The organism is Bradyrhizobium sp. WSM4874, assembly GCF_055811835.1.
Map to the genome: position 1 here is coordinate 1 of NZ_JBVVPR010000040.1, position 15093 is coordinate 15093.

Annotated in this window: 19 protein-coding genes; 7 read left to right on the forward strand and 12 right to left on the reverse strand. The window is 63.7% G+C overall.

The window, feature by feature from the left end; genetic code table 11:
* Positions 1-250: 250 nt before the first annotated feature.
* From AC0L3P_RS30545 to AC0L3P_RS30560, 4 genes are all read right to left on the reverse strand, one after another.
* Positions 251-619, reverse strand: a complete 369-nt coding sequence (locus AC0L3P_RS30545) for a histone (RefSeq protein ID WP_354208364.1) — start codon at positions 617-619, stop codon at positions 251-253.
* 99 nt (positions 620-718) lie between these two features.
* Positions 719-2041, reverse strand: coding sequence for a glycolate oxidase subunit GlcF (glcF, locus tag AC0L3P_RS30550; protein ID WP_354208265.1), 1323 nt, complete (start codon positions 2039-2041; stop codon positions 719-721).
* Positions 2038-3276, reverse strand: a complete 1239-nt coding sequence (locus AC0L3P_RS30555; RefSeq protein ID WP_473307696.1) for an FAD-binding protein — start codon at positions 3274-3276, stop codon at positions 2038-2040. The genes glcF and AC0L3P_RS30555 overlap by 4 nt, the downstream gene beginning before the upstream one ends.
* Positions 3277-3339: 63 nt before the next feature.
* A complete protein-coding gene (locus tag AC0L3P_RS30560) occupies positions 3340-4833 on the reverse strand; it encodes an FAD-linked oxidase C-terminal domain-containing protein (RefSeq protein ID WP_354208267.1) in 1494 nt (497 codons plus the stop codon).
* A gap of 273 nt (positions 4834-5106) precedes the next feature.
* Here AC0L3P_RS30560 and cycA point away from each other — a divergent pair, with 273 nt between their 5' ends.
* The gene (gene cycA, locus AC0L3P_RS30565; RefSeq protein ID WP_027520444.1) at positions 5107-5502 is read left to right on the forward strand and encodes a cytochrome c-550 CycA; all 396 of its coding nucleotides are present in this window, start codon (positions 5107-5109) and stop codon (positions 5500-5502) included.
* An 18-nt stretch (positions 5503-5520) separates the two neighbouring features.
* On the opposite strand, the gene AC0L3P_RS30570 is transcribed toward cycA, so the two are convergent.
* Positions 5521-6477 carry an alpha/beta fold hydrolase gene (locus AC0L3P_RS30570; RefSeq protein ID WP_354208268.1) on the reverse strand — a complete coding sequence of 319 codons (957 nt, stop codon included), beginning with the start codon at positions 6475-6477 and terminating at the stop codon, positions 5521-5523.
* 326 nt (positions 6478-6803) lie between these two features.
* Here AC0L3P_RS30570 and AC0L3P_RS30575 point away from each other — a divergent pair, with 326 nt between their 5' ends.
* A complete protein-coding gene (locus AC0L3P_RS30575; RefSeq protein WP_275172373.1) occupies positions 6804-6986 on the forward strand; it encodes a hypothetical protein in 183 nt (60 codons plus the stop codon).
* Between the two features lie 12 nt (positions 6987-6998).
* Here the strand turns inward: AC0L3P_RS30575 and AC0L3P_RS30580 are convergent, their stop codons facing one another.
* The 3 genes from AC0L3P_RS30580 to ykgO form a co-directional block, all read right to left on the reverse strand.
* Positions 6999-7259: a hypothetical protein gene (locus AC0L3P_RS30580; RefSeq protein ID WP_354208269.1), complete on the reverse strand. Its 261-nt coding sequence runs from the start codon at positions 7257-7259 to the stop codon at positions 6999-7001.
* Positions 7260-7383: 124 nt separating this feature from the next.
* Positions 7384-8025, reverse strand: a complete 642-nt coding sequence (locus AC0L3P_RS30585) for a tetratricopeptide repeat protein (protein ID WP_275171081.1) — start codon at positions 8023-8025, stop codon at positions 7384-7386.
* A gap of 106 nt (positions 8026-8131) precedes the next feature.
* Positions 8132-8257, reverse strand: a complete 126-nt coding sequence (gene ykgO / locus AC0L3P_RS30590; protein WP_006611362.1) for a type B 50S ribosomal protein L36 — start codon at positions 8255-8257, stop codon at positions 8132-8134.
* Positions 8258-8578: 321 nt separating this feature from the next.
* Between ykgO and AC0L3P_RS30595 the strand changes: the two genes are divergently transcribed.
* On the forward strand, positions 8579-9463 hold the full coding sequence (locus tag AC0L3P_RS30595) for an amidohydrolase family protein (RefSeq protein ID WP_027565452.1): 885 nt from the start codon (positions 8579-8581) through the stop codon (positions 9461-9463).
* A gap of 59 nt (positions 9464-9522) precedes the next feature.
* Here the strand turns inward: AC0L3P_RS30595 and AC0L3P_RS30600 are convergent, their stop codons facing one another.
* A complete protein-coding gene (locus AC0L3P_RS30600; protein WP_275171080.1) occupies positions 9523-10257 on the reverse strand; it encodes an SDR family NAD(P)-dependent oxidoreductase in 735 nt (244 codons plus the stop codon).
* Positions 10258-10413: 156 nt separating this feature from the next.
* Here AC0L3P_RS30600 and AC0L3P_RS30605 point away from each other — a divergent pair, with 156 nt between their 5' ends.
* Entirely contained in the window at positions 10414-10773 is a 360-nt protein-coding gene (locus AC0L3P_RS30605; RefSeq protein ID WP_354208365.1) for a winged helix-turn-helix transcriptional regulator, read from the forward strand.
* A gap of 22 nt (positions 10774-10795) precedes the next feature.
* Here AC0L3P_RS30605 and AC0L3P_RS30610 read toward each other — a convergent pair whose 3' ends face one another.
* Positions 10796-11143 (reverse strand): MerR family transcriptional regulator, encoded by a 348-nt coding sequence (locus AC0L3P_RS30610; protein ID WP_473307701.1) that lies wholly within the window; start codon positions 11141-11143, stop codon positions 10796-10798.
* Positions 11144-11227: 84 nt separating this feature from the next.
* On the opposite strand from AC0L3P_RS30610, the gene AC0L3P_RS30615 reads away from it, so the two are divergent.
* From AC0L3P_RS30615 to AC0L3P_RS30625, 3 genes are all read left to right on the forward strand, one after another.
* Positions 11228-12238 (forward strand): zinc-dependent alcohol dehydrogenase family protein, encoded by a 1011-nt coding sequence (locus AC0L3P_RS30615; protein WP_473307703.1) that lies wholly within the window; start codon positions 11228-11230, stop codon positions 12236-12238.
* A 93-nt stretch (positions 12239-12331) separates the two neighbouring features.
* Positions 12332-13063: a haloacid dehalogenase type II gene (locus AC0L3P_RS30620; protein ID WP_473307705.1), complete on the forward strand. Its 732-nt coding sequence runs from the start codon at positions 12332-12334 to the stop codon at positions 13061-13063.
* 41 nt (positions 13064-13104) lie between these two features.
* On the forward strand, positions 13105-13581 hold the full coding sequence (locus tag AC0L3P_RS30625) for a YbaK/EbsC family protein (RefSeq protein ID WP_473307707.1): 477 nt from the start codon (positions 13105-13107) through the stop codon (positions 13579-13581).
* On the opposite strand, the gene AC0L3P_RS30630 is transcribed toward AC0L3P_RS30625, so the two are convergent.
* Entirely contained in the window at positions 13578-13928 is a 351-nt protein-coding gene (locus tag AC0L3P_RS30630) for a hypothetical protein (RefSeq protein WP_473307709.1), read from the reverse strand. The genes AC0L3P_RS30625 and AC0L3P_RS30630 overlap by 4 nt on opposite strands.
* 94 nt (positions 13929-14022) lie before the next feature.
* Positions 14023-15006 (reverse strand): tripartite tricarboxylate transporter substrate binding protein, encoded by a 984-nt coding sequence (locus tag AC0L3P_RS30635; RefSeq protein ID WP_473307711.1) that lies wholly within the window; start codon positions 15004-15006, stop codon positions 14023-14025.
* Positions 15007-15093 lie beyond the last annotated feature (87 nt).

A 15093-nucleotide genomic window follows, 5' to 3' on the forward strand; every position in this document is an offset into this window, starting at 1 on the left:
CTCCTTGGAACACTGAAGCTTCGCAACCTCAGCTTCCTCGGTTCAGACCAGATGGACAACCTCCTGAGAGACCACAGTTAGTACGGCCCCGCGGTACCGTGCTGCCCGCGCCACGAATCAGGCTGCTTCCGGACAAGACCATCCCGCGCGCGCAGTCGCGCCGATGCAAAAAGGCCGCAGCATCGCTGCGGCCTTCCTGTTGTCGATCATGGTCGTCGGATTGGATCCAGCGTTTTGCCTAACCTCGGGCCTAACCTTGTCCTTCGGCCGGCGTCGTGTCCGCAGAAGACGAAGGCATCGCCCAGCTTGTCTCGGCGGCGGGCTCGGGAGCCGGAGCTGCCGGTGTTGACGGCTTCGGCGCGGGAGCTGCCTTCGCCTTCTTCGGCGCCGCTTTCTTCGCAGCCTTCTTGGCGGCCTTCTTAGGGGCAGCCTGCTTAGCGGCCTTCTTGGCCGACTTCCTGGCGGCCTTCTTTGGCGCGGCCTTCGCAGATTTCTTTGTGGCCTTCTTGGCAGACTTCTTCGCGGATTTTTTGGCTGCCTTCTTTGAGGTCTTCTTCGCCGCTACTGCCTTCTTGGCCTTTTTGGCCTTCTTGCTTTTCTTCTTCTTCGCTTTCGCCATCGTGGTCCTCCTGTTGCCGCCGAACAATGGTCGATCGGGCGTCTTCAGCCGTCACCTCCGGACGAAAGCTCAGCCTTCGAAAGCTCGGCCTTCGAAAGCTCAGTCTTGCGCGTTCAATGCCGGCCGCGACCCGCCCGTAGCCCAATCGAGAAGCTCAATCGTGTGTACGACCGGAACTGACGTGCCACTGGCAATCTGCACCATGCAGCCGATATTGCCTGCGGCAATCATGTCCGGCTTGACGCTCGCGATGTTGGCGACCTTGCGATCGCGCAACCGGCCCGCAAGCTCGGGCTGGAGAATGTTGTAGGTGCCCGCCGAACCGCAACACAAATGGCTCTCCGGCACATCTTTCACCACGAATCCATTATTGGAAAGCAATTCTTTCGGAAGGCCCGTGATTTTCTGCCCGTGCTGCAACGAACACGCAGAGTGATAGGCGACGACGATGTTGTCCTTTCGCGCTGTGGCCGCGAGTCCAAGGCCGGCGACGTATTCAGTGATGTCCTTGGCGAGCGCGGAGACCTTCGCCGCATCGGCGGCAAACGCAGCATCCTCTCGCAGAAGATAGCCGTAGTCCTTGATCACGGTGCCGCAGCCGGACGCGGTCACCAGGATGGCGTCGAGCCCCTCGCCGGCCGCTTCCGCGCGCCACGCCGCGACATTGGCGCGAGCCCGCGCCAATGCGTCCTGGTCGTTGCCGAGGTGATGGGTCAGCGCGCCGCAACACTGCTCGTCCCTGACGAGGACGACCTCGATGCCGTGGCGCGTGAGGAGACTGATGGCGGCCTGGTTGATGCGCGGCGCCAGCACCTGCTGGGCGCAGCCCTGGAGCAGCGCGACCCGGCCGCGCTTCTTGCCGAGAGCCGCGAACACACTTCCAGCGGCGGGCCCCCGCGGCGGCAGCCGGCTCGGCGCCAGCGCCAGCATCGCCTTGAGGCGCAGGATCATGCCGGGCGTCGCCGATGGCCGGGGCGTCGGCAGGAATGCGGCCAGCGGGCGGGCCAGCCGTGCCAGCACCATGCTGGCGCGGAAACGCTGCGGGTCCGGCAAGACGAAGGCCAACACCCGGCGCAGCAGCCGCTCGGCCAGCGGCCGCTCGTAACGCTGCTCGATCCTGACCCGGGCCTGATCGACCAGATGCATGTAATTCACCCCCGAGGGGCAGGTCGTCATGCAGGCCAGGCACGACAGGCAGCGATCGACATGTTTGACCACTTCGGCCGTGGGCGTCTGGTCCTTCTCCAGCATCTCCTTGATCAGATAGATGCGGCCGCGCGGGCTATCGAGCTCGTCGCCAAGCAGCACATAGGTCGGACAGGTTGCAGTGCAGAAGCCGCAATGGACGCAGGCGCGCAGGATCTTGTCGGCTTCCGCGATGTCGGGATCGGCGAGCTGCGCGAGTGAGAATTCGGTCTTCATGCCGCAGCGCCCCGCGTCAGCCGGCCCCGGTTGAGGATGGTCTTCGGATCGAAACTGGCGCGGACCCGCTCGCTCAACGCGGCAAGGCCAGGGGCTTGCGGGTGGAATACATCGATCGCGCGCCTGATGTCCTCGGCCGCCCGGATCAGCGTGGCGTGCCCGCCGGCCGCATTCGTACGTTCGCGCAGGGCCGGGCCATGCGCGTCCGCCTTCGGTGGCAACGCCGCCCAGATCAGTCCACCGCCCCAATCGTAGATCAATTCGCCACCGGTCTCGTGCGCCAGCTGCATCCCGAGCGCCGCGCCCGACGCCGGCGGACAGACGATCCGCCAGACCGGCCAGGCCCCCAGCGCGCCGCCAGCCGCGAACGGCAGGACATCGCGGATCGTGGTCCACAGTGCCGCTGACACCGTGTCCTCGACGAGAGTTGCGGTTCCGAACGGCGCCAGCAATTCGCGCAGCGAGCCGGCACGGTGGGCGGCCGAGGCGGTAATGCCTTCGAGCCGCAGCACGGTCAGCGCCTCGCCTTGGCCTGCGATATCGCCCAGACCTTCGATCTTGGTCCGGAACGCCGATTTCGGCAGGTGCGCGGCCCCGGAAACGTCGAAGGGCGAGCCAAGCGCCGCCGTCATTGCCTTGTTCGCGGCGGCATCGTCGAGCCCGCGCAGCAACAGCGTCCGCTCGGCCTCCGGCTTCGGCATCACCTTCAGGGTGACCTCGGTCATGACCGACAGCGTGCCCCAGGAACCGGCGAGAAGCTTGCAGAGGTCGTAGCCGGTGACGTTCTTCACCACCTTGCCGCCGGTCTTGAAGCTGTCGCCGAAACCGGAGACGGCATGCGCCCCGAGCAGATGGTCGCGCGCCCCGCCGGCCTTGATCCGGCGCGGACCGGCCAGGCCAGCCGCGATCATGCCGCCGATGGTGCCGAGCGCGGGCGTGCCGAGCAGTGACGCCGTGTTCATCGGCTCGAAGGCGAATTGCTGGTTCTTGGCATCGATCAGCGACAGCACGTCGGCCAGCGGCGCCCCGGCCTGGAGCGTGACAATGAGTTCGTTGGGCTCGTAGGCGGTGATGGCATTCAGCGCGGAGACGTCGAGCACGGCGTTGGTCGCCATCGCATGGCCGATGCTACGCTTGGAGCCATGACCGATGATCTCGAGCGGCTGCTCATTGGCAATCGCCGCGCGCACCACCTCTTCGACGTCTTTGGCGTCTCGTACCTTGAGCGTATCCACGCCTGTAGCGGGTAACGAAGTTTGCAGCGAAAATCAAATTTGGCGCGTTGCAGCGAGGCGACGCTAGAATCGCGGGATGTCAGGAAACGCCAGCTTGCCGGCGTGGACGTGCATGCGGCCGAGCTCGGCGCAACGGTGCAGGGTCGGAAACACCTTTCCGGGATTGAGCAGGCCCTGCGCGTCGAAGGCGCATTTCAGGCGCTGCTGCTGGTTGAGGTCGATCTCGCTGAACATCTCCGGCATCAGATCGCGCTTCTCGATGCCGACGCCGTGCTCGCCGGTGAGCACGCCGCCGAACTCGACGCAGGCGCGCAGGATGTCGGCGCCGAAGGCCTCGGCGCGCTCGATCTCGCCGGGCTTGTTGGCATCATAGAGGATCAGCGGATGCAGATTGCCGTCGCCGGCATGGAACACGTTGGCGCAACCGAGCTGGTATTTCTCCGATAGCTCGCGGATGCGCGCCAGCGCCTTCGGCAGCGCACCGCGTGGGATGGTGCCATCCATGCAGAGATAGTCCGGGGAGATGCGGCCCACGGCGGGGAACGCAGCTTTCCGGCCGGCCCAGAACAGATTGCGCTCGGCCTCCGAGGTCGAGATCTGGCAGGTGGTCGAGCCGCAAGCGTTCGCAATCGTCTCGACCCGCGTGATCAGCTCGTCGACCTCGATCTTGGGACCGTCGAGCTCGATGATGAGGAGCGCCTCGACGTCGAGCGGATAGCCGGCATGGACGAAGGCTTCCGCGGCGTGGATCGCAGGCTTGTCCATCATCTCCATGCCACCGGGAATGATGCCGGCGCCGATGATGCGCGCCACGCATTCGCCGGCCGCCTCGACTTGCGCGAAGCCGACCATCAGCGCGCGCGCCGTCTCCGGCTTTTGCAGGATACGCACCGTGATCTCGGTGATGACGCCGAGCAGGCCTTCGGAGCCGGTGATGACGCCCATCAGGTCGTAGCCGGAGTTCTCCGCCGACTTGCCGCCGATGCGCAGGATCTCGCCGCTCATCAGCACGATCTCGCAGCCGAGCACGTTGTTGGTGGTCATGCCGTATTTCAGGCAGTGCACGCCGCCGGAATTCTCCGCGACATTACCGCCGATCGAACAGGCGATCTGCGAGGACGGATCCGGCGCGTAGTAGAATCCGGCATGGGCGACGGCCTGACTGATCGCGAGGTTGGTGACGCCGGGCTCGGTGACGACGGCGCGGTTGTCGAAGTCGATCTCGCGGATGCGCTTGAACTTGCCGAGGCCCAGGAGCACGCCGTCTTCCAGCGGCAGCGCGCCGCCGGACAGCGAGGTGCCGGAGCCGCGCGGCACCACTTTGATGCCCTGCCCTGCACAATATTTCAGGACGAGCGAAACCTGCTCGGTCGTGTCGGGCAACACCACGACCATCGGCGGCTGCCGATAGGCCGTCAATCCGTCGGATTCATAGGCCCGCATCTCGGCGGTGCTGTCGATCACGCCTTCGCCCGGCACGATTGCGCGCAATGCAGCCACGATCTCGGCGCGGCGCGCGAGCACGGCCTGGTCGCTCGCCGGCATCATGATGGCCATAACATTTCCTTCATGGCATTTCCTTCCGGCCGAGGCCGCACGATCGATTTGTCGCGGTAAATCAACCACGTCCGCGGTGGTTTGGGTAGGCCATCCGAAAGTCGGATCGACGATCCTGCGCGAGTTCGCTCTGGGACAAGTAGGAAATCGTGAAACCTGTCATAGCTTGGCGGCTTGTCCAATCCGGGCAGGCCTGCCAAAACCGGCAGGTCCGACCATTGCCGATCAGGCAAGCAACAGACCAGCCCCCAGGGAAGAGACGAAGAGCACCCGATGACAAAACTGATTTTTGGCGCATTGACCATCCTCACCGCGATTGCCACCGCACCCAGCGCGATGGCGCAGGACGTCGCGGCCGGCAAGTCGTCGTTCAACAAATGCCTGGCCTGTCACGCGATCGGCGAAGGCGCCAAGAACAAGGTCGGCCCCGAGCTCAATGGCCTCGACGGCCGCAAGTCCGGCACCGCGCCGGACTACAATTATTCCGACGCCAACAAGAATTCCGGCATCACCTGGAACGAGGCCGTGTTCAAGGAATACATCAAGGACCCCAAGGCCAAGATCCCCGGCACCAAGATGGCGTTCGCCGGCATCAAGAACGAGACCGAGATCAACAATCTCTGGGCCTATGTGTCGCAGTTCGACAAGGACGGGAAGATCAAGCAGTAAGCGGCTGAACGGCGGCCGCTAATCGGCGGCCGCCTGCGCCGGAACGATGTTTCCGATCATCGTCTCGATCTCGGTCTTCACGAGATCGGGCACCGCGTTCTGCACCATGTGGCCGAGATCCGGCAGCACGATCAGCTTCGCATTCTGCACGGTGGCGGCGAACGGGCGCGCGTGAATGTCGGTCTTCACCGTCTTGTCGGGTTCGCCGGCGATGATCGTGACCGGCGCCGATATCTCGCCGTAGCGCGCGACCTGCGCGGCGACCGCTTCCTTCAGGGTCACCAGATCATAGGCATTGGCGATGAACTCGCGCGGGCGCAGCAGCAGCGGCGTCGCGGAGTCCTGCACGAAGCCATCCGGCATCATTTGCGGCAGGAAGACGTTGCGCGCGCCGGGCTCGCTCAGGAAATAGCCCAGCGGCAGGGTTATGGTGTAGGCGAGCAGCGGGCCGATCACCGGCGTTGCGATGATCTCGTTGTAGCGGCCGACGCCGCCGCGCCAGGGATGGGTGACGGGCGCGAGCATGACAAGGCCCGCGACGCGGCCGCGATGATCGAGCGCCAGCCGCGCGCCGAGCGCACCGCTCCAGGAATGCACCACGAAGACCGCGCGATCGATCCCAAGCTTGCCGAGCGCCTCATCGATCATCCGCGCCTGCACCTCCGGCGTCGAATCCTGCCGCCGCGCCCGCGTGCTCCAGCCATGGCCGGGACGATCGATCAGGATGACGCGATGATCTCTGGCAAGGAGATCGCCGAGCGGCCGCCGCATCGCTTCGAGGTTGGAGCTCGCGCCGTGCAGCATCACGACCGGCAGGTCGGAATCGCGCGGGCCGATATCGACGAGGTGAAGCACCGCACCCTCGACCTCGATCATCCGGCCCTGCGGTGGAAAGGCGCGTTGCACGGCGAGGACGCCGGCCTGCGTGACCAGCGCCAGCACAACCAGCGCGGTCACGACTGACATCACGATCATGGATGGAATCCGGGCGATCCAGGGCACAGGGCAGTTACGTGGCTTGCAGGCGGCAGTTTCGCCCGGGGAGCCTCCGCGCTCCACTGGAAAGGCCGGGGCTGTGGATATGTGCATAATTCAAGCAGGAAAAAATGCAACGAAATCAATGGCACTTCTCGCGGTAAGTCAGCCCCGAACGGCTTCATGCAGTCGTCATCGCGGCTTCCTTATAATCGCCACGGTCGGTTCCGCCATTTAGACGCGGGTGGGCGCCGATCGTGCTCGCAACCCTCTGGGATGCGGGAAAGACCGGCAGGATTTATCCTGATTTGAACCGGAGAATTTCGATGAGCCTGAGATCCAAAGACACTGCGATCGACGAGATCGTGGCAAGCTGCAACGGCGACCTTCGCGGTGCCGTGCGCGCGCTGCTGCTGATCAACGAGCACCTCGAGACGGAGCTGGCGAAGGCCTACGCCGCAGCGGTCGATCGCGGCCTCGCCGAGCGCAGCGGCAACGTTTTGCACTAGGTCGCTGTCGACCTAATTGGTGCTGTCCTCGTCCTTTTCCTCGTCAGGCGTGGGTGGGGGACAGGCGCGGATGGTCGAACGGGCAAGCTTGGCGTCGGCCTTCGATTTGTAGGGACCGTCACCGAACCAGACGTCGCCGATGATCACGGGATTGCTGGTCACGATGTTGCATTTTCCGGTGGCGCGGTTGCCGACCACCCAGAACAGTCCGTCGGCAAGGCTCGCCGTGCCCGACGCCAGCAGCAATATACCTGCAAAGATCAAACGCTTCATGGCTGTGCTCCCGCCATGAAGGTAGGCCTGCGGCGGGGCCACCCATACCCCTCGTAAGGCGGCGCGTGTCATCGTGGTTAATCCGCCTGCGCCGCATTCGCTCGAGCAATGATCGACTTGTCCGCTAAATATCGCGGCCTTCGACCTTCTCGGTCAGCGACTTGACCTGGTCGGGGATCTTCTCGAGGTGCGGATTGACGGCGAGCGCCTTGCGGTAGGCCTCGAGCGCGCGCTTTTCGTCGCCGACCTCCTGCATGATCATGCCGAGGCCTGCGAGCGCGCCGAAATGGCGGGGCTCGCGGATCAGCACCTCGCGAATGTCGGCAAGCGAGCGGCCATAATCGTTCTGCATGTAGTAGAGCGTCGCGCGACGATTCCAGGCCTCGATATAGTCGGGCCTCAGCTTGACGACCGAATCCAGCAGCTTGATAGCAACCTCGATCTTCTTTGCGTCGACCGCGGTCTTGGCCCGCGCCATCAAAAGCGCCGCGGTGTCGCTCGGGGTCTGGATCCAGATCGCCCAGATCCGCGCCTCGACGTGCTTGGCGCTGGCTTCGTCGGGCGCAGCTTTCAGTGCGCCGAACAGGAAATCGAGATTCTTGGTGCGATCGACCTTGGGCAGCTTGGCCGGCGCTTCCGGAAGTTTCTTCTGCTTGCCGGGCGGGGCCGGCGGATTAATCTGCTGTGCCAGCGCAGGAGCGAGGCCGGCGGCTCCCAGTACGAGAGCCAGACAAAGGGTGCGCGCGACGAAGAATCTCACTGCCATGGTCGAAGTCTAAACGCGCAAAGCCGCCCTTGCAAAGCAGGGCGGCGTCAAACTCGTGTGAGACCGTGGTCTTGCGGGGCGCGCGCTGGCGTCCGGCAGGGCAATATCAGCCCTGACGCGCCTTGAAGCGGCGCTGCACCTTGTTGATCACATAGACCCGGCCCTTGCGGCGGACCAGGCGGTTGGCGCGATGGCGACCGCGCAGCGATTTCAGCGAGTTACGGACCTTCATGGCAGAATCCTGAACGTTCGAAAGGCCGTGTTCGGCACTACCGTTTCGGCACGCGCGAATGAGGCAAAATGAGATTTTCCCGCTGGCGGACCGACCGCCCGGGACGGGGCGGTTCTTAAGGCATGGGAGGACCGGATGTCAATGTTAACTGCCCCAATCCCACCCAGCAAATTCTTAAAAACAACCCCATGCAAAGTAGAAGCGGCCGGATCGGCCCAATCTGGCTCGGACGACGCCTGTCCTACAACGCCTTATCCCACAACGCCTTGCCAAGTTCGTTATATCATATAATCAATTCGGCAACCCGTCGGGAGGAAACCCATGCCAAAGCTGAAGCTGCCGAACATCGACGACGTCGTCGCCATCGACATCCATACCCATGCCGAAGAGCCCTGCGGCACCCATCCCGACGACGGCTATGACGATTTTCAGGCGCAGATGGCCGACTATTTCAAGTCGCCGCACAAGCATCCGCCGACCGTGCCGGAGACCGCCGCCTACTATCGATCCAAGAACATCGCCGCGGTGATCTTCCCGGTCGACGCCGAGCGCGAGACCGGCTTCCGCCGCTACAAGAACGAGGAGATGCTGGAGATCGCCTCCGACCATCTCGACGTTCTCATCCCCTTCGTCTCGATCGACCCGCACAAGGGCAAGCTCGGGGTGCGCGAGGCGCGCAAGCTGATCGAGGAATACGGGGTGCGCGGCTTCAAATTCCACCCGACCATGCAGGGCTTCTACGCCAACGACCGCATGGCCTATCCGCTCTATGAAGAGATCAACAATGGCGGCGCGATCGCGCTATTCCACACCGGCCAGACCGGGGTTGGCTCCGGCATGCCCGGCGGCATGGGGATGCGGCTGAAATATTCCAACCCGATGTACATGGACGACGTCGCGGCTGATTTTCCCGACCTCAAGATCATCCTCGCCCATCCCTCCTTCCCCTGGCAGGAAGAAGCACTGTCGGTCGCGACCCACAAACCGAACGTCTATATCGACCTCTCGGGCTGGTCGCCGAAATATTTCCCGCCGATCCTGGTGCGCTACATCAACTCGATCCTGCAGGACAAGATGCTGTTCGGCTCGGACTGGCCGGTGATCACGCCGGACCGCTGGCTGTCGGACTTCGCCAAGATCGAGATTCGCGACGAGATCCGGCCGAAGGTGTTGAAGGCCAACGCAAGGAAGCTGTTGGGGATCTAGAAAGCGCGTCGAGGGCTTCGATCCATTGACCGAAGCCCTCACACTTAGGTGCTCAATTCTCAGACTTGTGCGAGGCCTCCATCCACGAAGACCTCGCCGCCGGTCATGAAGCTGCTGTCTGAGGAGGCCAGGAACGCGGCCACCGCCCCCGTTTCGCTCGGGTCGCCCACACGCCCGAGCGGCGTCATGCTTCCAAGCGCGTCGAACGCTTCCTCGCCGACGATCTCCAGCGCCAGCTCCGTCTTGGTCGGCCCCGGGGACAGCACATTGACGCGAATGCCTGTGCCGCGCAGGTCCAGCGCCCAGCTGCGCGCCAGATTGCGGATCGCGGCTTTGGTCGCGCTGTAGACGCTGAATTGCGGCGTCCCCATCACGCCCGTGCTCGAACCGGTCAGGATGATCGATGATCCCTGCTTCATTAGCGGCAGGGCCTTCTGCACCGTGAACACCAACCCTTTCACGTTGATGTCGAAGATCTGATCGTAATGCTCGGGCGTGATCTCGCCGAGCGGCGCAAACAATCCGGTCCCAGCATTGGCGAACAGAATATCGAGCCCGCCGCGTTCGGCCTTCACCGCCGCGTATAACCTGTCGAGGTCGGACATATCCGTCACCGAGCCCCTGACGGCGCGCGCCGAGGAACCCAGCTGCGCCACGGCGGCGTCGAGCGGCTCCTGCCGCCGCCCGAAGAGATAGACGAACGCACCTTCGTCGATGAATCGCTTGGCGGCGCCAAGCCCGATCCCGGTTCCACCGCCCGTCACCACCGCCGTCTTGCCTTGTAGTCTGCTCATGATGTGCTCCTTCATTAGGGTTGCACTGAGCTGGCGGCGTACCCACCTATCGGCAAGTATGTACCTTTTGGTAAGTACCCTAAAATGTCGTCAGATCTTTCGGCCCCGATTCCGCCGGCGCAGGCTTCACCGCCCGCCCAGAATTGCACCCCGACCTTGCCCGGCTTCACGTGTGGCCTCGACGCGACCCTGCGGGTCGTCGCCGGCAAGTGGAAGCCGCTGATCCTGTACTTCCTCGCCCAGGGCGGGCCGACCCGCTATGGCGAGTTGCGGCGAGCCGTGCGCGACGTCAGCGACAAGATGCTGATCCAGCAACTCAAGGAGCTGGAGGCCGATGGTCTCGTGAAGCGGACCGACTACAAGGAAGTGCCTCCGCGGGTCGACTACAGCCTTACCGCTTTGGGCCACAGCCTGGCTCAGGCGCTCGTGCCGCTGTGCTCGTGGGGCACGGAGCACATGGCCGAGGTCAGCCGCGTCTTCGCCGAGCGCGACGCCTGGAATACCAAGAGGCGGTGATTCTGATGACCACGTTGTGCGATCAATTCACGCTTGCCAGATAGCCCGCCAAAATTGTCCGGCTTTCGCTGAGCGTCTCGATACGTTCATCGATCAGCCCGACCTGCTGCGTGAGTATTTTTCGTAGCTCGTTGCACGGCGTGAAAGTTGGATCGTTGTTCCTTACGCAGGGGAGCAGCCGCTCGATGGTTTCGAGCGTCATTCCCGCGCCGCCGAGCATCTTGATCCGCCGAACGGTTTCCTCTTCGGCCAGGCCATAGTCGCGGTAACCGGAATCGGTCCGCAGCGGCGCAAGCAGTCCTTCGCCTTCATAGTAGCGCAGCATTCGGACGCTGACCCCCGTCCGCCGGGAGAGTTCGCCGATTTTCATCTGAAGCCTCTTGACCCTGACAGCACTGTCAGACCTTACAGACTTTGCTCGTCCGAGTGAATGCCACTTGTGAAGGGAGCAACGATGAAAGCCTACCATTTGAATGGCCATGCTGGTGCCGGCCGCCTTGTGCAGGTCGACGTCAGCAAACCCGAACCCGCCAATGGCGAGGTCCGCATTCGGGTCGAAGCGGCAAGCCTGAATTACCGCGACCTCCTGATCCTCGACCGTGCAGGTCAAGGTGAGCTCAACGGTCGCGTACCGCTCTGCGACGGCGCTGGCGTCGTTGACGCCGTCGGCTCCGACGTCGTGCAATGGCAGGTGGGCGATCGTGTCGCCGCATCGTACTTTCGCGATTGGATCTCGGGGCCGTTCAAGGCGAGCTACATTGCCTCAGCGCTCGGCAGCAACGCCCTTGACGGAATGCTGGCTGAATATGTCGTGCTGCCGGCGACCGCGCTGGTCTCAGTGCCGGCGCATTTGTCCGCGGTGGAGGCTGCGACCCTGCCCTGCGCTGGCGTCACGGCTTTTCATGGCCTCGTCGCACGCGGCGGGATGGGCAAAGGCGATACGTTGCTGGTCCAGGGAACGGGTGGCGTCGCGCTGTTCGGCCTTCAATTCGCAGCAGCGCTGGGCGCGCGTGCGATCGTGATATCCTCCTCGGACGAAAAACTCGCCCGCGCCAAGGCGCTGGGCGGCTCGATCCTCATCAACTACCGCGACACGCCTGACTGGGATGTCGCCCTCATGAAGGCGACGAATGGCGCCGGCGCCAGTCACATCCTCGAACTCGGCGGTCCCGGCACTTATGACCGATCGCTGCGATCGGTCGCTTCGGGTGGCAAGATCGTTCAGATTGGAGTTTTGACAGGGTTCGGCCCCAAGCCCGACCTCGCGCGCCTTCAGTGGGAGAATGCCGACATCATCGGTGTCACCGTCGGATCGCTCGAACACTTTGCCACGATGAATCGCTCCCTGACCGAACATGCGATCCACCCAATCGTCGATCGGATCTATGGTTTCGACGAGGTCGCCGAAGCATATGCGCACCTGCGGACCGGCTCACATTTCGGCAAGATCGTGATCAGATTCTAGAAACTAAGCGTCCAAGTCGCGTTTCCGTCTTGGATCGATACCGCGGCGCCTTGTATAGTCCGTGGACCGCAACGATCCCGGAGGACAGGTCAATTGAGCCTCAAAGCCGTTGTCTTCGATGCCTACGGAACGCTCTACGACATCCAGTCGGTCGCGGAGACCACCGAGGATGCGTTTCCGGGCTACGGTGAGATCATCACGCAGATCTGGCGAATCAAGCAGCTCGAATACACCTGGTTGCGCTCGCTGATGCGGCGCTACCAGGACTTTGCAGCCATCACGCGCGACTCGCTTGCCTATACGCTGCGCGTGCTCGGGCTCGCTTACGAGAACGAGGCATTCGAGCGCGTGATCGAGAAATATCTGCATCTCGATCTCTATCCGGATGCGACGGCAGCGCTCACGGCTCTGAAACCGCGAAAACTCGCCATCCTCTCCAACGGCAGTCCGGACATGCTGAATGCGCTCGTGCGCAACTCCGGCCTCGACGCCCTGCTAGACGCCACAATCAGCGTCGACGCGAAGAAGATCTTCAAGCCTAGCCCGGAAGCTTACATGCTGATCGGCGAGGTGCTCGGTACCGCGCCGGACGAGGTGCTGTTCGTCTCCTCCAATCCCTGGGATGTCGCGGGCGCGAAAGCGTTCGGGCTGAACGTCGCCTGGATCGAACGGGTGACGCCGGAGGCGATGGCGCTGGCCTGCGTCGAGAACGAACTCGTGGCACCGCTGACGATGTTCAAGGCGATCCGCACCCAGATGGACGAGCTCGGCTTTGCGCCGGATCATCGTGTCCGAGCGCTCTCGGAGCTGCCAAGGATTGCTTAGGCATCGCCGCCCGCCCGTAGGTCTGGAATGAGCTGACTGGAATGAGCCTGGAATCCGTTCGCAATTTCTTCGCCGAAAAAGCCCCCGACATCACCGTTATCGAATCCCAGATCAGCTCCGCGACAGTGCCGCTGGCCGCGGAAGCCTATGGTGTCGAGCCCGGGATGATCGCCAAGACGCTGTCGTTGCGGATCGGCGAGCGCGTGATCCTGATCGTTGCAGCCGGCACTTCGCGCATGGACAACAAGAAGGTGAAGGCGGCGTTTGGCGGCAAGCCGAAGATGCTGGGACTTGAAGAGGTCGCCGAGATCACCGGCCACGAGGTCGGCGGCGTCTGCCCGTTCGGACTGAAGTCGCCGCTGCCGGTCTATTGCGACGTCTCGCTGAAGGCGTTCGACGTGGTGGTGCCGGCCGCCGGCTCGACCCATAGCGCGGTGCGCATCACGCCCTCCCGGATGGCCGAGCTGACCGGGGCGGAATGGGTCGATGTCTGCGAGGTCAGGTCCGAAGCGCGCTAATCATCCTCGTCGTAAGGCCGGGGCTGGGTCGCCGAAGGCGGCGGCGCAGCATTGTAGCGCGGCGCCGGCGCGGCGCGATTGCCCGGAACCGGCTGCTGCGGCGGCATCTGATTGTTGGACTGGAACACCGCGCGACAACCGCTGGAGAGCTGCGGCGTGTTCTGCCGCAAGCAGGCCGTAATGCGGCTCACATCAGGGATCTGGTCGCTGCACAGCCGCCACACATCCGGTGTGCAGGCCATCTGCTGCTCCATGGTTCCGCGATACTCTTCAGCGGATGCAGCGCCCTGCGCGACGATGCCGCCGATCGCAAGCGCCACACCCAGCGCAATCCGCTCTGTTCGCATGTCCGATTCCTTCACGATCTCTCGAATTCTGTTCAATCAATGAGACGCGGAGAGGTTCTGAACCAACAAAAAAATGTGAAAATGAGCTAGGAACCTATTCGACCTTGCCGATCTTCTTGACCGCCGCAATCAGCCGCGCGCTGTCGACTGCGACGAACTCGGCGAACGCCGGCGCGTCCTGATAGGCGACGAGACTGCCCGACGTTTCGAAGGCCTTGAGCACGTCCGGGCTCGTCATCACCTGCGCCATCGCCTCGCGCAGGCGAGTCGCGACCGGCGCAGGAAGAGCATTCTGCGCAAAGAGCCCGGCCCAGATGTACATCTCGACGTCCTTATAGCCGAGCTCCTGGAACGTCGGCACATCGGGGAAGCTCGCGATGCGCCGCGCACCGCTGTTGCCGAGCACCCGCAGCTTGCCGTCGTCAACCTGCGGCTTCAGCGTGCCGGGAGCTGCTGCAATCGCCTGCACAGTGCCGCCGAGCAGCGCGGTCAGTGCGGGACCTGCGCCGCGAAACGGCACATGCAGCAGCTTGATGCCGGCGCTATTTGCAAACATCTCCATCGCCACATGCAGCGTGCCGTAAGGCCCCGACGAACCATAGGTGATCTGGCCCGGCCGCTTCCTGGCGTCCTCGACGAAATCTTGCGCCGTCTTCCACGGCGCCGAGGCCGGCACCGCGAGCAGCGTGGGATCGGCCAGCACCCGTGCGATGGGCATGAACTGCGAGACCTCGTAGGCGACCGGACGATCGAACAGCCGGTCGGCCTCGGGCAACACTGCAAGCGAGGACAGCGTCATCAGCAGCGTGTAGCCGTCGGGCTCGGCGCGCGCCGCCGCGGCGTTGCCGACGGATCCACCGCCACCGCCGGCGCGGTTGTCGACGATGACCGCCTTGCCGAGGATTCGCTCCAGCGCCTGTGCGACGGGGCGGGCCGCAAGATCCGCCTGGCCGCCGGCCGGAAATGGCACGATCATGGTTATGTTGCGAGCGGGATAGGCTTGCGCGAAAGCCGCGCTCGACAACGCAGGCAACAACGGCAATGCGGCAGCGGCGTGCAGGACATCGCGTCGATCCATGGCAGATTCCCCCTGTTTTCTTGTTTCGCTGCCAGCCTAGCGTGCCCGTCCGCAGGAACAAGCCGCGCGCGCAGGATTAACGAAGCA